General features: G+C 57.8%; 19 protein-coding genes. 4 read left to right on the forward strand and 15 right to left on the reverse strand.

What is annotated here, in order from left to right; genetic code table 11:
* Positions 1–591: 591 nt before the first annotated feature.
* A complete protein-coding gene (locus tag ACPLPM_RS00005) occupies positions 592–1,296 on the reverse strand; it encodes a nucleotidyltransferase domain-containing protein (protein ID WP_424358179.1) in 705 nt (234 codons plus the stop codon).
* Entirely contained in the window at positions 1,293–1,616 is a 324-nt protein-coding gene (cutA, locus tag ACPLPM_RS00010; protein WP_424358180.1) for a divalent-cation tolerance protein CutA, read from the reverse strand. The genes ACPLPM_RS00005 and cutA overlap by 4 nt, the downstream gene beginning before the upstream one ends.
* Positions 1,617–1,754: 138 nt before the next feature.
* Here cutA and ACPLPM_RS00015 point away from each other — a divergent pair, with 138 nt between their 5' ends.
* On the forward strand, positions 1,755–3,452 hold the full coding sequence (locus tag ACPLPM_RS00015; protein ID WP_424358181.1) for a site-2 protease family protein: 1,698 nt from the start codon (positions 1,755–1,757) through the stop codon (positions 3,450–3,452).
* Positions 3,453–3,766: 314 nt separating this feature from the next.
* Here the strand turns inward: ACPLPM_RS00015 and ACPLPM_RS00020 are convergent, their stop codons facing one another.
* The 5 genes from ACPLPM_RS00020 to ACPLPM_RS00040 form a co-directional block, all read right to left on the reverse strand.
* Positions 3,767–4,102 (reverse strand): hypothetical protein, encoded by a 336-nt coding sequence (locus tag ACPLPM_RS00020; RefSeq protein WP_424358182.1) that lies wholly within the window; start codon positions 4,100–4,102, stop codon positions 3,767–3,769.
* Between the two features lie 54 nt (positions 4,103–4,156).
* Positions 4,157–5,005: an EFR1 family ferrodoxin gene (locus ACPLPM_RS00025; RefSeq protein ID WP_424358183.1), complete on the reverse strand. Its 849-nt coding sequence runs from the start codon at positions 5,003–5,005 to the stop codon at positions 4,157–4,159.
* A gap of 10 nt (positions 5,006–5,015) precedes the next feature.
* A complete protein-coding gene (locus ACPLPM_RS00030; protein ID WP_424358184.1) occupies positions 5,016–6,008 on the reverse strand; it encodes a phosphoribosylaminoimidazolesuccinocarboxamide synthase in 993 nt (330 codons plus the stop codon).
* 125 nt (positions 6,009–6,133) lie between these two features.
* Positions 6,134–6,766 carry a hypothetical protein gene (locus tag ACPLPM_RS00035; RefSeq protein ID WP_424358185.1) on the reverse strand — a complete coding sequence of 211 codons (633 nt, stop codon included), beginning with the start codon at positions 6,764–6,766 and terminating at the stop codon, positions 6,134–6,136.
* A 188-nt stretch (positions 6,767–6,954) separates the two neighbouring features.
* A complete protein-coding gene (locus tag ACPLPM_RS00040; protein WP_424358186.1) occupies positions 6,955–7,218 on the reverse strand; it encodes a hypothetical protein in 264 nt (87 codons plus the stop codon).
* Positions 7,219–7,478: 260 nt separating this feature from the next.
* On the opposite strand from ACPLPM_RS00040, the gene oadA reads away from it, so the two are divergent.
* Entirely contained in the window at positions 7,479–9,227 is a 1,749-nt protein-coding gene (gene oadA / locus ACPLPM_RS00045; RefSeq protein WP_424358187.1) for a sodium-extruding oxaloacetate decarboxylase subunit alpha, read from the forward strand.
* Positions 9,228–9,241: 14 nt separating this feature from the next.
* Positions 9,242–11,410, forward strand: coding sequence for an acetyl-CoA carboxylase biotin carboxylase subunit (gene accC, locus ACPLPM_RS00050; RefSeq protein ID WP_424358188.1), 2,169 nt, complete (start codon positions 9,242–9,244; stop codon positions 11,408–11,410).
* A 486-nt stretch (positions 11,411–11,896) separates the two neighbouring features.
* On the opposite strand, the gene ACPLPM_RS00055 is transcribed toward accC, so the two are convergent.
* The 4 genes from ACPLPM_RS00055 to ACPLPM_RS00070 form a co-directional block, all read right to left on the reverse strand.
* Complete coding sequence (locus tag ACPLPM_RS00055) at positions 11,897–12,454, reverse strand: S26 family signal peptidase (protein ID WP_424358189.1); 558 nt, start codon at positions 12,452–12,454, stop codon at positions 11,897–11,899.
* Between the two features lie 21 nt (positions 12,455–12,475).
* The gene (locus ACPLPM_RS00060; protein WP_424358190.1) at positions 12,476–13,018 is read right to left on the reverse strand and encodes a DUF5788 family protein; all 543 of its coding nucleotides are present in this window, start codon (positions 13,016–13,018) and stop codon (positions 12,476–12,478) included.
* Positions 13,019–13,101: 83 nt separating this feature from the next.
* The gene (locus ACPLPM_RS00065; RefSeq protein WP_424358191.1) at positions 13,102–13,239 is read right to left on the reverse strand and encodes a hypothetical protein; all 138 of its coding nucleotides are present in this window, start codon (positions 13,237–13,239) and stop codon (positions 13,102–13,104) included.
* 5 nt (positions 13,240–13,244) lie between these two features.
* The gene (locus ACPLPM_RS00070) at positions 13,245–14,780 is read right to left on the reverse strand and encodes a PrsW family intramembrane metalloprotease (protein WP_424358192.1); all 1,536 of its coding nucleotides are present in this window, start codon (positions 14,778–14,780) and stop codon (positions 13,245–13,247) included.
* Positions 14,781–14,963: 183 nt separating this feature from the next.
* Between ACPLPM_RS00070 and ACPLPM_RS00075 the strand changes: the two genes are divergently transcribed.
* Positions 14,964–15,392, forward strand: coding sequence for a peptidylprolyl isomerase (locus tag ACPLPM_RS00075; RefSeq protein WP_424358193.1), 429 nt, complete (start codon positions 14,964–14,966; stop codon positions 15,390–15,392).
* A gap of 117 nt (positions 15,393–15,509) precedes the next feature.
* Here the strand turns inward: ACPLPM_RS00075 and ACPLPM_RS00080 are convergent, their stop codons facing one another.
* The 4 genes from ACPLPM_RS00080 to ACPLPM_RS00095 form a co-directional block, all read right to left on the reverse strand.
* Complete coding sequence (locus tag ACPLPM_RS00080) at positions 15,510–16,028, reverse strand: class I SAM-dependent methyltransferase (RefSeq protein WP_424358194.1); 519 nt, start codon at positions 16,026–16,028, stop codon at positions 15,510–15,512.
* 287 nt (positions 16,029–16,315) lie between these two features.
* Positions 16,316–16,615, reverse strand: a complete 300-nt coding sequence (locus ACPLPM_RS00085) for a DUF3795 domain-containing protein (protein WP_424358195.1) — start codon at positions 16,613–16,615, stop codon at positions 16,316–16,318.
* A 127-nt stretch (positions 16,616–16,742) separates the two neighbouring features.
* Positions 16,743–17,741, reverse strand: a complete 999-nt coding sequence (locus ACPLPM_RS00090) for a carbon-nitrogen hydrolase family protein (protein ID WP_424358196.1) — start codon at positions 17,739–17,741, stop codon at positions 16,743–16,745.
* A 1-nt stretch (position 17,742) separates the two neighbouring features.
* Positions 17,743–18,258: a MarR family winged helix-turn-helix transcriptional regulator gene (locus ACPLPM_RS00095; protein WP_424358197.1), complete on the reverse strand. Its 516-nt coding sequence runs from the start codon at positions 18,256–18,258 to the stop codon at positions 17,743–17,745.
* Positions 18,259–18,384: the final 126 nt, after the last annotated feature.

Raw genomic sequence — 18,384 nt, forward strand, 5'->3', positions numbered from 1 at the left:
TAATTCAAAGCAAAGATCCAAACCAAAGAGAAGTCTAAACTATCCATGGATATATTTCAAGGAATTAGTTACGTTACACCAACACACTTACCATGTGCATGTACACACACTAATTACTATTCAGACATTTCATTTGATTTGATGACACAAACAACGTATCACCAACCAAGGAAATATCGAACAACCAACCAACATCAAAGCCACGACCACACCTTAGTGCGTCCCTTGGCTCCTCATGAACGTTATCATTATCCCGCATTACGCGGGAACACACATATGCTCATCTTAGTATATATAGTTTTGCAATCGACGATTCGACGAACGAAAACAACGGGCATATGCACCATGATATACGACTATATCATGCCATTCAAACTCGCACTCAAGCGCTGTATCACAGCATGCTTCGTGCGGAACATCATAATGCCACATCGAGTATTTATAGCTTTGCATGATTCGGGCAGGCGAATGAAAACAACCTGGTATCATAATATTATATAGTGTTGAAAATGAACTGGGCTATCATATACTCAGGTAACACCAGGTAAGCATGATGCTTGCGCCAGAGTCCTTGTTAGGATACTATGAACGTCAGCCGCTCTCGACCCTGCGCCGGATGGCGGGATCCTCTGCGATTAAGTCATGGAGTACCTGCTCGGGAGTCTCTCCCGGGGCGAGGGAGCGTTTGAGATATACGCCCGTGCGGCCGACGTCCGCCCTGCGTTCCAGTACCCGAAGCCGCTCTTCGACGATCTGCTGGCCGACTTTCAGCTTTCTGGCCACGAGGCCGGGGGATAGGTCGGACAGAGGGGTCTCGATGTGTCCTTCGGAGGTAGGCTCGATTAGCATGAGACGTTTGTCCACACCAGGCGAGCGTTCGCCCTTACGCAGCCCGGCAAGGTCAGCTGCGCCCCCGAACCGGTAGAACTCTAACTCCACTTCTCTCGGGGATATCAGGGGAAAGGTGACAGCCGTGTTGTCTTCCAGTTCGACGTTGGCCTTGACCAGCGCCCTGGGAGTAGCCTGGACGACGGAGAGGCCCAGGATTCCCGCAGGCTCCAGGCATAGCGTTACTATGACCGAGCTGACTATATTCGGGATAAAGACATCTATGTCGCTGGTGGGCTTGACGTCGCCCCGGGCCACGCTGCCGAAGACGAAGGCGTCGAGCTGGCATGCTGCGAGTGCCTCCAGCACTTCTATGGCCCGGGCTCGCTTCTCGTCCAGCAGCTTCCACCGGGCATCGTCGTAGACGACTTCCCTGCGCTCGCCCATCTCAGCTGTTTTGCGCCTCATTGCCGCCCGGTCTCTTTTCCGACCCACTCCAGATAGGGGCCGTGGCCGTCTGCGATGCGCCAGGAGGTGATACATGGGACTTCGTAGCTGTGGAGCTCCTTGATCCGCCTGATGGCGGCGGGCACCAGTTCGGTCTTAGTCTTGCAGATCATGGCGACTTCGCTGCCTTCCTCGATGTTGCCTTCCCACCGGAAGACGGAGGAGACGACGAAAAAGTTGGCGCAGGCGACCAGGCGCTCCTCAACCAGGTACCGGGCGATTCGCCCGGCCTCTTCCATATTCCCGGCGATGACGTACACTGCTGAAAACATAGTAACCATGCACATCGTGCTGTGCAAGTACAGGTTAAAGAGGCGTGCTTAAAATATTTTTCCCGGAGGCGCCCGGCTGAATGTTTTTATACTAAAAATATAGTAAAGCTACATAGACTGCTTAATATTCAAAGGAGAGACTTTCATTTGGATAACCTCATCTGGGTCGAGTTATTTGTCGGCTTTATCATATGGTGGACGGCTGTCACCATTTTAAACAAGGCGGGAGTGCTCAAACGCTTTAACATTACGGCGTACGGCCCGCTCATCATCTGGAAAACCTACCGCGGCCAGAAATTTTTGGACTGGCTGGCGTCTCCGGCGAAGTTCTGGAAAGCGCTGGTGACGGTCTGTCTGCCGCTGGTGATGCTGTCGATGGTACTGATGCTGCTCATGGTATTGCTAACCAGCATTATCATGATCTTCAGCACTCCGGCCCCCAGCCAGGTGAACGCACCCCAGAACATCCTCGCCATTCCCGGCGTCAACGAGTTCATCCCGTTCCTCTGGGGCTGGCTGGCCCTGATCGTGGGCATGGTCGTCCACGAGTTCGGCCACGCCATCATGGCTAAAGCCGAGAAGATCAAGGTCAAGTCCCTCGGGCTGCTCCTGATCCCGGTGCCCCTTGGCGCCTTCGCGGAGATCGACGAAGAGGAGATGTTCGGCACCAAAACGGAAGGCGGTACTGCCGAAATTCTCGGCCCCATGGACACCAAAGCGGCCGGAACCGGCAACAGGAAGGCATCCAGCATGGCGCTCGTCCGCATCCTGGGCGCAGGTGTCATCTCCAACATCCTGATCGCTGTCATCGCCTTCGCACTGCTGTTCGGGCCCGTGCTCGGCGCCGTTGCGGCGACCAACTCCGAGATGGTAGTCGTGAACGTCGCCCCCGGCTCTCCGGCGGCACTGGCGGGCATCCACAAGAACATGATCATCAAGTCCGTGGATGGAACGAATGTTACTACCCCGGACCAGTTCAACAGCTACCTGAAGTCGAAGCAGGGCAGTAGTGTGACCATAGGAGGCATCGCAGGAGATAAGCCGTCCAGCTACACCGTGAACGTCGGAGACACTCAGGGTATTTACATCCTCGGCGTCATCTCCGGCCAGCCCGCGGAAAAGGCAGGACTCGGACCTAACTACCGGCTGCTCTCGATCAACGGCACCCCGGTCAACTCCTACGCGGACTACAGCACGTACATGAAGAACACCACCCCGGGGCAGCTGCTTAACCTCGGCCTGATCGACAACAAGGGCAACCCGGTAGAAAGGCCGATCACCCTCGGAACAGGCCCCGAGCCCAAAGGCTACATGGGCTTCACCGGCTCCGATCTTTCCGATAACAGCATCGGCCTCATGGTAGGGAACTTCAACGCCGAGAACCACCTCTCGTGGCTCCGCGGCCTCCCGGCACCCACCGGAGACACCCTGGGCCAAAAAGCGCTGAGCATGATCAGCGGGTTCTTCATAATCTGGATCCTGCCCGTCTGGGAAGTCACCGGCGGCCTCATGGGCTTCGGCGTGTTCCAGAGCGACCTCGCAGGCCTGTACCACCCCGTGGGCTGGGCTCAGCCCCTGGGCAGCGGCATCCTGTACATCGCGCTCGCGCTGTTCTGGATCGGCTGGCTGAACATCAACCTGGCCATCTTCAACTGCCTGCCCATGATCCCCCTGGACGGAGGCCACATCTTCCGGGAAGTGACCCGCAAGGGGCTCGGCTACATCATCAAAGACCAGAACAGAGTAGACCAGATCTCCAAGACCGTCGTCAACATCTTCTCGGTCGTGCTGATCTCGTCCCTCGTCTTCGTGATGGTGGCGCCCTACATCGTCCACGGGCTGTAAAGACGATAGCTAAAATAATGCGGGCTCAATGCCCGCTCTACTTTTATTTATTATATGGGCGATACGAGATAACAACACGATCGCTGCGCTGTGCCAGGATCACAGATTACGACAGATTGCACGGATTACACAGATGGTCATCGGATAACATATAAAAGAAGGTCTTGGTCTTTTTTCTTTCATATCGAGTCGTATCTGTGTAATCTGTGGCATCTGTCGTAATCTGTGTTTCTGGCACAGCGCAGCGATCGTTTTCCTTCGCGTGCTCATGAGCAAGGCTCGATACGCCAGTAAGAAAAAGTAAAAAGAAGTTTTTATTTCCGGGCCATCTTGAGGATGCCCTTGCCCACGAGCAGGTTGAGCACGTAGTTCTGGAGGATGGTGAGGATGAGCACCAGGACGAGTGCTATTATCATGGTGGGCCAGAAGCCGTACTGCTGGGACATCAGGGGCATGATGCCGTAGCCGACGCCGATGATGAAGGCGAACGCCAGGGAGTAGACGGCGCTGTAGATTGCACGGGACTTCTGGTCGCCGTACTTCATGTAGAAGGGCGTCAGGAAGTAGCTAAGCAGGAAGAGGAGCACCCACGAGCCGAAGAATACGACCACGGTGGTGGTGAGGAGACTTGTATAGTCCACGGTTACCATATTGATCAATCCATAAAAGACAATGGCAGATGATAAAGTTAATGCCGCCGCCCGTTAGGCGGCGAGGTACGTGCGGCTCTTTTCTTCAGGGCTGTCAGAGATGGGCTCCCAGAACTTGCGGTAGTCCTCGGGAGTGCCCGGATACTCCACTGATAGCGCTTTTCCGGGGCAAACTCTGATGCACTGGAAGCAATGCATGCCGCTGATGCACTTCCAGCTGAACTCCGGGAAGGCTTCGCCGGACGTGATGCTCCTGGTAGGACACGACTTCTTGCAGGTCTCGCAGAACAGGCACTGCTTATCGTCGAAGATAATCTTGCCCTGTACCTGTTTGTAGATGCTCCTGAGCACCTGTTCCCGGGGCTTGTTCCGGTTCCCGGCGAAAAATTTATTGGTGCTGGCCAGCTTTGCCGGGTCCAGGCTGCGGCCTGACTTGCGGGCATCCAGTAACTTGCCGGCGAACTCCTGCACTATGCGCATGTCAGAGTCGTTCGGCCTGCCAGCATTGATCTTGAGGGCGATGCCCTGGGGGTAGTTGTCCGCGCCCTCTACTTTGAGGCCGCCGAGGATCTTGTAGCCTTTCTTCGCCAGCGCAGATGCCGCGTCGTAGAGACTGTCTCCCGCGGTGGCTCCGCCGTAGGTCGTGAACACGAAGGCGCCCGTGCCGTCTGTTTTGTCCAGTCCGGCGATCATGTCCAGGACGAACTGGGGAGGGTACCCGAAAAAGGTGGGGAAGCCGATGCCGAGGAGGTCCACACCGTGCAGCGCCTCCGGAAAGTCGGCCACGTCCTCGAAGAGGAGCGGCGTTACGTCGTAGCCCGCCCGCTGGAGCTGGTCTGCCAGCTCGTAGGCGACCTTTTCGGTGTTGCCCGTCTGGGAAAAGTAAACGATAGTTGCCCTCATGCAAATCGCCTTACAGGAACTTGCTCGTCAGGTCCGCGACCATGACGTAGTTTTCGGCCACGCAGGATAGCGGGTTGTCGTCCCTGAAGCACTGCTTGTCGAGCTGCTTCTTCGGGTCTGCCCCCGGCCAGATGCGCCAGCTGTCGTTGTCGATGACATCGGCGATCACGATCTTGCCGTCGGATTTGCGGCGGCCGACCTCGATCTTCAGGTCGACGAGCGCCACGGGCCCATAGGCGGTCTCTACCTTCTTCCACGCCTCTTCGAGCGCGAGGAAGGTCGGCAGCATGATCTTGTTGACGATGTCGTCGAACTCGGCCTCCGTGCAGGGGGGCTGCGCTTCCATGAGCGGCTTGCCTTCGACGGGCTTCTTGGCCGGGTACAGGAACCAGTGGCCGTCCTTGACCTGGATATAGGGGTCGGTGTAGACGCCTTCCGCCCACTTGCCGTTCTTCAGGAACTGCGCCCGGGCCTCTTCTTCTCCGGTCTGGTAAGGCTTGTCGGTGATAGGCTGGGCGACGACGGACATCTTGTGGAACAACTCCCAGACAGGTGTCTCGAACCTGTGGGGCCTGTCGCTCTTAAACTGGGGGTTCCGGTAGAGGTATGAGCCCCAGGCATACCGCCTGACGACCAGTTCCAGGGGCAGCATGTCACACCCGTAGCAGAGCAGTTCGTTCGGCGAGGCCCGGCTGAGGAACGCCGTGGGCAGGCCTTTCTTGTTCAGCAGCGAGAATACGTTCGCAGCCTGAGTGGTCTTGTGGACGCCGATCTCGTGGATGGTCTCCTTCTTGGCGGCATCGCCGCCGGTGAGCACGTCCTGCGTCTCGAGCAAAACGGTATGCGGCTCCGGGCCGGGCTTCACAATCTTGGTCTTCCCTTTCGCGATGATCATGATAACAGCTCCCGCGCTCTTCTCCCGTGGGAAGAGCGACTTCGGGTTCCTGTATTCTATGATCGCCCGGTAAGATAAATAGTCTATGATGGGCGGCTTGAGAGGCACTCCGTCAACACGATCGCCGGCAAAAGTGGTGCGGTGAAAAAGAAAAGGGGTATAGCTCTAGAGATCAAGTGGCGGCAGGAGCGGATCCTGCCACCGCATTAACTTCTTACACTTTGGGATTCCTCTTAGTAGTAGCTGGAGCTGCCCAGGCCCACTGCAGGTGTGCCATAGCTGCTCCCGAGGCCGAGGCTGGAAGTGCCAAGCCCGTAATTGCTAAGGCCATAGCCAGACGTGCCGAGACCGCTGCTACCATAGCCGGGTACGCCGCAACTGCCCAGCCCAAGGCCCGATGTACCGATACCATAGTTGCTCAGGCCAAGGCCGGACGTGCCGAGACCACAAGTACCCAGACCGGATCCCAGACCATAGCCAGCGCCGGGGATTCCGCAGGAACCGAGGCCGAGGCCCGAGGTGCCGAGACCACAAGTACCAAGGCCAGATCCGAGACCATAGCCAGCGCCGGGGATTCCACAGCTACCGAGGCCGTAGCCTGCTCCGATGCCACAATCGCCTATGCCAGGCGCTGCCAGGGGCGCTCCGAAGCCGCATGGCGAGGGCACACATAAGGGCGCGGCCGGAATAGGCGCCGGAACGGCTGCCGGAACTGGTACAGGCACGGGCACCGGGTACCCGAAGAGCCCGAACGGAAAGAGGCCGCCACCACAGCCGAAAGGCCCGATCCACGCCACGGCGGGAGCGGCAAACGTAAGGACAGCCAGAGCTGCCAGGCTAAAAATTACAACTTTCTTCAAATCCATTGAATTCCCCCTACGCTTGAAACTGCTCCACTAATGGATAAAAAAGCAAATGCGATAAATTATCGAAAATTCGGCCGGATCTTAAAACAAGATTCAAGAAACAGCTATCGTATGGAAGATTGTGCCGGGGGCGGCCGGCTCGATGCCGGCCGCCGCCGCAAACTTTTCATTTTGTTGTTTACCGCCTGTTACCAGCCGAAACCGCAGCCGCCCAGCCCCAGACCGAAGCCTGCCAGGCCAAGGCCGAACCCCGCCAGCCCCAGGCCGAAACCGCCCAGGCCAAAGCCGCAGCCGAAACCCAGCGGTGGTATGGGTGGCACAGGTGGTACCGCCAGGCCTCCGAAACCGAAACCGCAGCCGCCGAAAGGCCCGAACCAGGCGCCCGCAGGCGCCGCCACAACTGCCAAAGCCAGGGCAAGCACGCCCAGAGTTGCCACTCTCTTAAAATCCATCGAATTCCCCCTACGCTTGAAACTGGTCTATTTATGGTTATAATTGAGAGCAGTTGAATAATTGTAAAAAACGGCCGATCATAAAGTTTCTTATGAGCAATTTATATATCCAGCTGCCGCCCTCCGGCCACAAAAACGGTATCTGCTGCCTGATTCCCGGCCTTCCGGCCGAAAAGCCGTTAAGATTATATGTTATAACCCTAACAATAACGTGACGCGACTCATTTATAAGAGTTGTATTGCCGTCTGGATGGTACGATATGGTCAAAATAACGGACACGATTCTGCGCGACGCGCACCAGTCACTGGCTGCCACGCGAATGAGAACCGATGACATGCTCCCCGTTGTGGAGAAGCTGGATCAGGTAGGCTTCTATTCCCTCGAGGCGTGGGGCGGGGCAACTTTTGACTCCTGTATCCGTTTCCTCAACGAGGACCCGTGGGAGCGGCTGAGGAAGATCAAGGGTGCGGCGAAGAACACTCCGATACAGATGCTGCTCCGGGGCCAGAACCTCGTGGGCTACCGGCACTACTCCGACGACGTCGTGGAAAAATTCGTAGAGCTGTCGGCTAAGAACGGCGTGGACATCTTCCGCATTTTCGATGCGGTGAACGACGTCCGCAACATGGAAGTGCCAATCAGGGCGGCCAAGAAGGCGGGCAAGCAAGTCCAGGGTACCATCTGCTACACGATCAGCCCGGTGCACACTAACGATGCGTTCGTGGCCATGGCCAAAGAGCTGGCGGCGTTAGAATGCGACTCCATCTGCATCAAGGATATGGCCGGCCTGATCGGCCCGAAGGACGCCGCCGAGCTGGTGCCCCGCCTGAAGAAGGAAGTGGGCCTGCCCGTCGACCTTCACTGCCACTGTACCAACGGCATCGCCCCGATGAGCTACTATGCGGCCATCGAGGCGGGCGTGGACATCGTGGACTGCGCCATGTCCCCGTTCAGCTTCGGCACGTCCCAGCCGGCGACCGAGACCATTGTGGGAGCTTTAATCGGAACTGAGTACGACACCGGCCTCGATCTCAAATTGCTGGCCGAGATCGCCGAGTACTTCCTGAAGGTCAGGGAAAAGTACGACGCCATCATCGACCCGATCACCGAGCGGATCGACGTCAACGTCTTAGTCTACCAGATTCCGGGCGGCATGCTCTCCAACTTAGTATCGCAGCTCAAGCAGTCCAACGCCATGAGCAAGTACGACGCCGTGCTGAAGGAAGTGCCCGTCGTGCGCAGGGAACTCGGCTACCCGCCCCTCGTGACCCCGACCAGCCAGATCGTGGGCACCCAGGCAGTGCTTAACGTGGTCACCGGCGAACGCTACAAAGTCATCCCCAAAGAGGTCAAGGATTATGTCAAGGGCCTCTACGGCAGAGCCCCCGGCCAGATCGACCCCGAAGTCCAGAAGAAGGTCATCGGCGACGATAAGCCCATAGCCGGCCGACCAGCCGACCTGCTGGCCCCCGAGATGGAGGAAGTGCACAAGAAGGTCGACGAGTTCGGCCTGAAGAGCGTGAAGGAAGAGGACTACCTGACCTACGCGCTGTACCCGCAGATCGCCGAGAAGTTCCTGAAAGGCGAGTCCGTTGCGGAGCCCATCAAGCCTAAGTCCCAGTCGCTGCCCTCCAAGCTCGGCCCCAACGCCCAGAAATTCCTCGTGGAGCTGGACGGCAAGGTCATGGAGATGCGCATAGAGGCAGTCGGCGCCCCGGCAGGCGCAGTGCCGCTGTTCGCCCAGGCGAAGCCGGCTGAAGCGGCCGCAGCCGAGAGCACAGTCGACGCAGACGTGGACGGCGGAGTCACCAGCCCCATGCAGGGTACCATCCTGAAGGTCAACGTGAAGGTGGGCGACGCGGTCAAGAAAGGCGACGTGGTCGCGGTCCTCGAGGCCATGAAGATGGAGAACGACATCGTAGCCCACAGCTCGGGCACCATCAAGGCCGTGTACATGCAGAAGGGCAAGAACGTCGACGCCAACGCATTGCTGGCGGTCATCGAGTAAGTGAGCGGGTGGACATGTTCAACAAAGTACTGATCGCCAACCGCGGCGAAATTGCGCTGCGAGTCATCAGGGCATGCAGGGAGCTGGGCATCCAGACGGTGGCTGTCTACTCGGAGGCAGACGCTAAGTCCCTGCACGTCAAGCACGCCGACGAGGCCTACTGCATTGGCCCCCCACCGGCCAAGAGCAGCTACCTGAACACGGAAGCGCTCCTCGAAGTGGCCGCTGATTCGGGCTGCGACGCGGTCCACCCCGGCTACGGGTTCCTGTCGGAAAACGCCCCGTTCGTCGAAGCGGTCCGCAAGGCGGGCATCGAGTTCATCGGTCCCTCCGCCTCGGTCATCAAGAAGCTGGGCGACAAGACCGTGGCCCGGAACACCATGAAGAAGGCCGGCCTGCCCCTCATCCCCGGCTCACCGGGCACTCTCAAGAACGAGAGCGAGGCTATCGAGCTGGCTAACCGCTTTGGCTACCCGTGCATCATCAAGGCGTCGGGCGGAGGCGGCGGCAGAGGCATGAGGCTGGTCTTTTCTGACGCCGACGTACCGGACGCCTTCCATAGCGCCAAGCGCGAGGCAGAGGCGTTCTTTAACAACGGCGACGTCTACATGGAGAAGTACCTCGAAGAGCCCCGCCACATCGAGTTCCAGATCCTGGCAGACAAGAGCGGCAACGTCGTCCACCTGGGCGAGAGAGACTGCTCCATCCAGCGCAGGCACCAGAAGCTGCTCGAGGAAGCGCCGTCCCCGAGGATGACGGCCGTGCTGAGAGAAACGATGGGCAACGCCGCCATCCAGGGTGCCAAGGCCGTGAAATACGAGAACGCCGGCACCTTCGAGTTCCTGCTGGACAAGTACGGCAACTTCTACTTCATGGAGGTCAACACCCGTATCCAGGTAGAGCACCCGGTGACCGAGCTGGTCACCGGCATCGACCTGGTCAAGCAGCAGATCCTCATCGCCGCTGGCGAGGAGCTCCCGTTCAAGCAGAGCGACATCAAGATCAACGGCCACGCCATCGAGTGCAGGATTAACGCCGAGGACCCGCAGGAGAACTTCTTCCCGTCCCCGGGCAAGATCACCACGTACAACCCGCCGGGAGGCCCCGGCGTCAGGCTGGACGGCATCTCGTACACGGGCTACGAGATTCCCCCGTACTACGACTCGATGGTCGCCAAGCTCATCGTGTGGGACTCCAACAGGCAGGGTGCCATCAGCCGCATGAGAAGGGCGCTGGACGAGTACACTGTGGAAGGAGTGAAGACCACCATTCCCTTCCACAAGATGATCCTGTTCAACGCGTACTTCCGCAAAGGCGAGTACAGCACGAACTTCATCCCGAAACGTATCCTGAACGAGGACAAGCTCATCCCGAAGGAGATCAAAAAGGGCCTCAAGACCAAGGTCTTCGGCCACAAGATCCACTACTTCGAGGAAGTCGCCTCCACGAACAAGATCGCCAAGGAGATGGCGGCGGCAGGGGCGGAAGAAGGCACGATGGTGCTATCCGAGACCCAGAGCGGCGGCATCAAGGGCCGTATCGGCAGAGAGTGGATATCGCCTTTCGGCGGCGTCTCTTTCTCGCTGGTGCTCAGGCCAAAGTCGGCCCCCCGCAACGCCTCTAAGATCACTCTGGCAGCCGCATCAGCGGTCTGCAAGACCATCCGGGAGATGTACGGGCTGGACGCCCGGATCAGCTGGCCTAACGACGTCCTGATCGGCGGCCGCAAGGTCTGCGGCATCCTCACAGACATCGCCATGGACGTCAACTCGATCAAGTACATCGTGCTCGGCTTCGGCGTCAACGTCAACGTGGAGATGCTCTCCTTCCCGACCAAGATCCAGAAGTCGGCCACCTCGATCAAGGAAGAGCTGGGCAAGACCGTGTCCCGCAAGGACTTCATCGACGCCCTGCTCCGGGAGTTCGAGGCCCAGTACGAGCACTTTAACGAGGGCAAGTACGAGGACATCCTGACCGGGTACAAGAGCCTGATTTATCCGTTGGGCAGCCGGGTCATCGTCAAAGAGCAGGACAACCTCTACGAAGGCGTCTCCGTGGACATCACCGAAGACGGCGCGTTCGTCATGAAAGCCAAGGACGGCTCCCTCATGACCTTCATGACCGGCGACGTCCACGCCCACCCGGACGAGGTTATTAAAAAGCCTGCGCCCCAGCCGTCGTAAGTTTGAAGAGAGGCACCTTCAGGGTGCCTCTTTCTCCTTTTATAGAAGTGCGCGGTAACCATACGATCGCTGCGTTGTGCATACTCGATTGTTAATGTGGCGTGAGACAGCAATACGAACGCTGCGCTGTGCCAGGATCACAGATTACAACCGATTGCACGGATTATACAGATGGCAATTGGACAAAACTGGTATGCGGACAATCCTTGCTATATGATCAATTATAGTCCTTACTGAAACGTTTTGTACGAGTGCCCGTACCATTTACGCGAAGTACGCGAAGTACTCAAAGTACAGTAAAAACGGCATGCTGGAATATGATTTTTTCGTAAAACTTCGTGTACTTCGCGTACCTCGCGTACTTCGTGTAAACGGTACCTGTCTGTCCTAAAAGTTTAATAATGACTATAGTATCTGTGCAATCTGTGGCATCTGTCGGAATCTGTGGTCCTGGCACAGCGCAGCGTTCGTCAACGTTCACGGGCCTCAGATAGGTATCAATACTCTCAAATACCCGAGGTACGGCACCCGGTACTTGGCCACGCCCATGACCCACTCTTCCCGCACGGGCTGCAATGGGCAGATGCCGGAGTCCGGATATTGATCGTACTGGCCGTGGTTGTTGTCGCCCAGGGTGATGTACCCGGAGTGCGGGGCTGCGGGGCCGCGGGGCCACATGGGCTCGGATTCGTTGACCCAGTAGATGGCCCGGTGGATGACGGGAGTGACGTTGGTCAGGCCCATCGGCCGGTACACGATCACGTCGCCGTAGTCGCCGTAGGTGGTGTAGCCGGTGATATAAGAGTCGTGGGCGGTGTGCACTACCGTCTTGCTCAAGCCCTGGATGAGTACCTCGTCCCCTTTGTGCATGTGGGGCTCCATGCTGTTGCTGATGATGCTTACAGCGGGCGGCCAGGTGCCGGAGTAGCCGTAGAGGACGATGATCATCGTCAGCAGCAGCACAATTGCCGGGAGGATGTCCACAGCGAACCTTGCTGCAGGGTGAATTTTGGACGGGTCGTTGTCCGGGTAACGAGAAACCATATCAGGCCACACCAGGTCGCATTACGTGAGCTCTTTGATAAAAGCGAGCCAGCTCTGGGCTTCCTCGATCCTGCGCCTGTTGGTGACGTGCCTGAGAGTGCACCGGTCCTTCCTGCCGACCATGCTCTTGAGGCTCATGATGGCTCGCAGCAAGCCTGCTGCTTCCCGGTAGATCTCCTTCGCCTCGTCCAGAGTAAGGTCGTGGTTGTGCAGGATATCTTCGTCGGCCCTCTCGTGCCTCGTGAGCTTCCAGATGAGCTTGCGCACGTCGTCTTTTTCGTCTTCGGTCAGGCAGTCCTTGGAGAGCAGGTCCCAGATGATGTCGTGGAGGGGCAGCTTCTGGCCCTTGAGCTCGAACTCCAGGGGAGTCATCACGCCCACCCAGACGAGCATGCGGTGCAGGCGTAGTTCCAGATCCCTGCGCTCTTCCGGGGTGATCGATCGCCTTACCGGCGGCAGCGGCGCCTGCGGCGCCTCAACAGCCTCCGGCTTGCTGAAGTCCCTTTTAAGCCGGCGGACGTCGCGGAGCACTTCTCCGGGCTTCGTGCCCTTGATGGCACTCATGGACTGACGATCGAGGGTCTTCGGAATACACAGGCCTCCAGTGGCATATATGCAGTTAAAAAGAAGTAGAAAAGGGGAAAAGGTTATTTCAGTTTCTTCTCGAGCTTTTTCAGCTTCTTCTTCGCAGAATCGCTGCCCGACGCCGCTGCCTTAGATAATTCTTCTGCCTTTGCCTTCTGCACTTTCTTGAGCTTTTCCATCTGTTTCTTGCTTGTTGGCATTGTAATCACCCGCCGGGTCTCAAACTTTGTTTCAGTTTTTTACCCAGCCTTAGTTGTAAAACGGCTCCAATGATTATGTACATTCCGGTCACGACCAGGGTCAGCACCGGGTCAAATACCGGGACGGGGAAGCCTACCACCGACTGCAGGACCGCGTCGAGGATGGCTGTGAAGTTGAAGGTGCCGTGCAGGAAGATGGCGATCGGCAGCCCGAGGAAGAAGCCGGCAAACCCGAAGCTGCGCAGCGATCTGCGGGACTTCAGGAACCCGATCGCGCCTCCTGTGGCTGCGGTGAAGCAGCCATGCGCGAGCGAGCACAGGATGGACCGGTACAGGATGTTGAAAGCCCAGGGGCCCAGGCCCTCAACTGAGACGGGGTTGGCGTTGGCCGCGAAGTAGAGCCAGTTTTCGACTACGGCAAAGCCCATGCCCACGGCAAAACCGTAGAGGATGCCATCGAAGGTGTCGTCGTACTCGTGGTGGCCCGACACGATGAGCAGCCCGAGGCCTTTGGCGGTCTCTTCGACGACGGGCGCCACTATGACAGCTGTGACCAGCGTGGCGATGCCCGATCCCAGGAGGAGGCTGCCGAAGAGGTCCAGCGTCGTGTTCAGGAAGAACGACACGAAGGTGGCCAGTACGCCCCACATGAACATGGCGACGAGGAACCTGAAGGGCTCCCGCTCGTAGTAGTCGGACACCCAGCAGACCACCAGGAAGATAACCGGCATGAAGATGGCGGCAACTCCCCCGATAATGAACACCAGCAGCCCGATGTCAGAGGGGATGGTCGCTATCGCTATGAAGAACACCAGGATGATCAGGATGGCGCCCAGGAACAGCTCCACACCCCAGAAGAAGGGATTGATCAGGATGTTGGCGATCTTCTCCGCCAAAGGCCTCGCCTTTGTGAGAGGGAAGAAGAGGGTCCAGATAGTATACTCGCCTTTGCCCACCTCCTCGTGCCGGGTTGAGGCAGCCACCGCGATGACGCCGGCTGTGACGATCAACAGCACGACGAGCATAGCGACCGAGAGGATCATGCCGACCACGGAAAGGGATGACCTCAGAGTCTTCTCGTACTCAGTCCAGTCTTCCCTGACCGAGAACGATTTCCCGACATAGCCAGAGGCGGTCTCCCCGATAACGCTGAACCGGTCAGTTTCTTCGGGCCGGCCGTTATACTTGAACTTGACAGGGTACTCCAGCATCGCCGTCTTTCCGGGCTCAACGCTGCCGATCTTATCCAGCACGTTCCACTGATCATCCCGGTATACAGCCAGGTAGAGCGATACCCGGGAATTCGTGGGGTTCGTAACGTTGATCGTGAGGTTTTGCGATGACGTCGGATTGCTAAACGTGTAGTTCGTCGGGCTGACGATCCTGGCCGGCAGAGAGCCGTCCTTGAACGAGCCTTCGGGCAGCACTTGATCAGTCAGGCCATTATCGGAGCCTTGAGCCTGCGCTGCAGCCGAAGATAAGAGCAATAGCAGCAACACCGCGAGGAGCGAGAGTGGTAGCTTCTTTCCCTTCAAGTACACAACATATTCTAGGTTTTCCGAGGCTTAAAAGATTCGCGGCCAATTCGGGCATGACTATAGCCAGTCCCATGCTACCGCCGTCACGTCGGTTGCCTGCGACCGTCGCCATGTCTATCGTCTACGACCGGCACAACGTCGATCGTCTATTTATATGATGAGGGAGACCTCTCTAACGGTGATCTAGTGAAGAAAGCAGTGATAGAGACTGACAAGGGCAAGATCGAACTGGTACTGTTCGAGAAAGAAGCCCCCAACACTGTGAAGAACTTCGAGAAGCTGGCGAACTCGGGATTTTACGACGGGCTCAAGTTCCACAGAGTCATCCCCAACTTCATGATACAGGGCGGATGCCCGAGAGGAGATGGCACGGGCGGCCCGGGCTATAAGATCAAGTGCGAGATCAATATCCACCGGCACGGCACAGGCGCGCTCTCCATGGCTCACGCGGGCAAGGACACGGGCGGCAGCCAGTTCTTCATCACCCACTCCCCCCAGCCCCACCTGGACGGCGTACACACCGTCTTCGGCCAGGTAGAGAGAGGCATGGAAGTGGTTAAGAAGATTCGCGCAGGCGACAAGATGAAGAAAGTCACAGTCTCCGATATGCCCTAAAAATAGCTGATAATCCGGGCAATGCCGGATTCTTTTTTTACTTTTTCAATTCTTCTGGCAGACGGCCTGACCACTTCTGGCAGACGGTGCGACTACTGTTTCTGGTAGACGGCCCGACTACTTCTCGTAGACGGCTATCATAGCCTGGCCTACTTCTTCGACGCTTACCGGGTTGAAGCTGTCGTAGAAGCGCAGGAGCGTCTTCTTGTCCATCCAGGCTTCGTCCTGGCTGTTGATGCCGTCGTCGTCGATGAGCTTGACAAGGTTCTTCGTGATCCGGTTCCTGCCCGGGACCTCGAACGGCTCGCAGATGATGACCCGCTTCCGGACATCTCTGAGCACCCGCTCGATAAATTCCTCGTGGCGGGGGTTGATGTGGTGGAGCACGTCCATAACCACACAGGCGTCGAACTCGTCGAAGCGGTCGAAAGTAAGGGCGTCCTGCTTCATGACATTCCGGCCCCGCTTTTTCGCGTGGCGGAGGAAGTTATCGTTCAGGTCGATCCCGAGGTACGAGCTGTCTTTAGGAAGGTAGTCGACGAGCTTGCCTGTGCCGCAGCCCACGTCGATCACGCTCTCGCCGGCATGGCGGGCTATGTAACTGTACCGCTGGTGAAGCGTACGGCCGTGCATCATTTTAATTCCGGCACTGTAAAGAGAACCCGACCAATAAAGAGGTGACTGCATCCCAACCCGCAGTTATCTCGACTCTTATGAATAATAAGCCTTTTGATACGAGAGCACTGGCTATAAGTTCTCACTGATTAGAAAAAATGCCAGCAGTACATGCCTGCCATCTAAAAATGGCACAGCTTTACGGGAACCCCGGATCAGGCCGGCCTTACGGGCCCGGGGGAAGCTGATAGACCCCTGCCGGGCCTGCTGATGGGGCCCCTGATCACGGAGAAGCTGCCGCAGGGGATCTATACCCCCTGCCTGTGCCGGAGCTCAGCTTCACGGGCTTTAAGCCCTGCCTCGAACTGCTCGTCGCTCATAGACGGATCCCGGATATCGCGGAAGAGCTGACATGGCAGCTGCCGGCACTGACCGCAGTGAGCTAAATGCTCCTTGCCCGTACAGCAGTCGTGAATCGGGCAGGCTTTGAAGCCGTTGTGAGCCGCCCAGAAAGGCTCGCCGTTACCCTCAGCGCAGCCCTTGCATTCTTTTCCGTAGAAATTACAGTCGCTGCAAAATGCTCCGCAGACCGTACTTTGCTTACTCATGCTCATATGCCAAAATCGCCCGGGCTGGATATAATTGTAGAGCAAGAGCACGGCGAAAATAAAAGGGCTCACCAGACGCCTGCTGGTTGCCGTTGAATGAGCGGCCCCGCCCGGTAAGCCATGCGACTCACTGTCCCCTGCTCTGCGATACTGCCAGCGCCCGGGTTTTCCTGCCCCGCCGTATCCGGTACTTCAGCTTTGAGACGCAAACCTCCGCAGGCAGAACCACTTTCCGGAACACGGAGTCGCCGGGGTGCAGCCACCCGCCGTAGCTGACCGGTGCCGTTTTCAGCTTCCTCGACGGGTCGAGAGTAACATCCGCGACGATGATGCCGTCCTCCTCCGGCCCCAGCTGAGCAAGCAGCGAGGCGTCGGAGTCCGAGATGGCGGAATAGCCGGCATTACGGTATATCTCCGGGTTCATCAGCCGGCCGATGATGCCTTCCCACCGCTCAGGGCCGATCGGCCCCACTGCGTTGACGAAGACCGACGGGACGCCCAGCATCCGGGCGAAGAGCTGTGAATACCCCTTCACGTTCTCCCGCTGCTCCCGGACATCCTCCTCCTTGACCAGCCCTGCTGCTTTTACCGGCACCGGCCAGGCATGAGGCATCAGCAGCAGATCGATTGACTTCTCCTGCATCTCCAGGGGCATATCTACATAATGATTGTCAGCGCAGATTCCGATACCGATTCGGCCGATCTCGGTGTCGATGACCCGGGAGGAGCTGCCCGCCCGGAAGATGTTGTACTCAGTGTGTACTTTCCGCACCTTGCCGGCAATCTTGCCGTCTGGCGCAGCGAGCACATAAGTATTGTAGAAGTCGGCCCCTTCGGCCTCCTCTACACCGATGCCGAGGTAGATTCCGAACCGCTTCGCCGTCTCTTTCAGCCACCTGACAGTCGGCCCGTTCACAGGCTCTGCTGCGACCCACATGCCCTTCTCGATCGAGTACCCGGAAGCGGCCATCTCAGGCAGCACGACAAGCTTTGCGCCTTCCCGGACAGCCTGCTCCACCAGTGGCGAGGCTCGCTTCAGGTTAGCCTCTCTCGCCCCTATTTCTGACCTCATCTGCACTGCGGCCACCCTTAGCTTGCGGGCGCCGGTTTTGGTATTCTCAGACATATTAAAGCCCTCCGTTGTCCTGCGCTTTACCAAGTTCATTCAGGACCAGACGATCTCCGATCTTGTTCAGCATGCCTACGAAAGCTCGGCGCTCTTCATCGCTGTCCAGCGCCGCGAGCATTCCGGAAGCGCCAGCCAGCCGGATCTGATGCTGCTCCCCCCTCAGCTCCTGCCCTTTCGCCGTGAGCTTCAGGCCGAACGACCGCCGGTCCCTTCCGCTGAGAGTGCGCTCGATCAGGCCTTTTTTCTCCAGCCGGTCGATCATGCCCGTCAGAGTGCTGTTCGGCACCTCGAGATAATCCCTGATCTCCTTCAGAATCACGTCCGGCCAGGCCTCGATGATCGCTAGGATGTGCAGGTCCAGAGGATTCAGGCCCTCGAAGGCAGGAGACCACGTAGAAGGCCGGTCCACCCTCATCGCCCACAGCACTTTCACCAGGCCGGGCAGCAGGGCCTGCGCCTCGCTTTCGGGGCCCTGGTGCCCCATCGTTGCCGCTTTTCCGTCGACTTTGCTCATAATATTACCTGCACTCAAACTATTACGTAACTCGTAATTTACTTAATACGTTATAAATCTATCGAATCCTTCGGGGTGGCAGGCGCTATCAAATAGGCTTTTCAGCCAGGAGAAAGAAACAGGGTA

Origin of the sequence: Methanocella sp. MCL-LM (genome assembly GCF_049676595.1) — an archaeon.
Lineage (GTDB): Archaea > Halobacteriota > Methanocellia > Methanocellales > Methanocellaceae > Methanocella_A.

Excerpts from the sequence above, each read along its gene's own strand:
- ACPLPM_RS00065 (WP_424358191.1), bottom strand. The coding sequence starts at position 13,239 with ATGCCAACAAGCAAGAAACAGATGGAAAAGCTCAAGAAAGTGCAGAAG.
- accC (WP_424358188.1), top strand. The coding sequence starts at position 9,242 with ATGTTCAACAAAGTACTGATCGCCAACCGCGGCGAAATTGCGCTGCGA.
- ACPLPM_RS00020 (WP_424358182.1), bottom strand. The coding sequence starts at position 4,102 with ATGGTAACCGTGGACTATACAAGTCTCCTCACCACCACCGTGGTCGTA.
- ACPLPM_RS00085 (WP_424358195.1), bottom strand. The coding sequence starts at position 16,615 with ATGAGTAAGCAAAGTACGGTCTGCGGAGCATTTTGCAGCGACTGTAAT.
- oadA (WP_424358187.1), top strand. The coding sequence starts at position 7,479 with ATGGTCAAAATAACGGACACGATTCTGCGCGACGCGCACCAGTCACTG.
- ACPLPM_RS00025 (WP_424358183.1), bottom strand. The coding sequence starts at position 5,005 with ATGAGGGCAACTATCGTTTACTTTTCCCAGACGGGCAACACCGAAAAG.
- ACPLPM_RS00005 (WP_424358179.1), bottom strand. The coding sequence starts at position 1,296 with ATGAGGCGCAAAACAGCTGAGATGGGCGAGCGCAGGGAAGTCGTCTAC.
- ACPLPM_RS00040 (WP_424358186.1), bottom strand. The coding sequence starts at position 7,218 with ATGGATTTTAAGAGAGTGGCAACTCTGGGCGTGCTTGCCCTGGCTTTG.
- ACPLPM_RS00060 (WP_424358190.1), bottom strand. The coding sequence starts at position 13,018 with ATGAGTGCCATCAAGGGCACGAAGCCCGGAGAAGTGCTCCGCGACGTC.
- cutA (WP_424358180.1), bottom strand. The coding sequence starts at position 1,616 with ATGGTTACTATGTTTTCAGCAGTGTACGTCATCGCCGGGAATATGGAA.
- ACPLPM_RS00055 (WP_424358189.1), bottom strand. The coding sequence starts at position 12,454 with ATGGTTTCTCGTTACCCGGACAACGACCCGTCCAAAATTCACCCTGCA.
- ACPLPM_RS00035 (WP_424358185.1), bottom strand. The coding sequence starts at position 6,766 with ATGGATTTGAAGAAAGTTGTAATTTTTAGCCTGGCAGCTCTGGCTGTC.
- ACPLPM_RS00095 (WP_424358197.1), bottom strand. The coding sequence starts at position 18,258 with ATGAGCAAAGTCGACGGAAAAGCGGCAACGATGGGGCACCAGGGCCCC.
- ACPLPM_RS00090 (WP_424358196.1), bottom strand. The coding sequence starts at position 17,741 with ATGTCTGAGAATACCAAAACCGGCGCCCGCAAGCTAAGGGTGGCCGCA.
- ACPLPM_RS00080 (WP_424358194.1), bottom strand. The coding sequence starts at position 16,028 with ATGATGCACGGCCGTACGCTTCACCAGCGGTACAGTTACATAGCCCGC.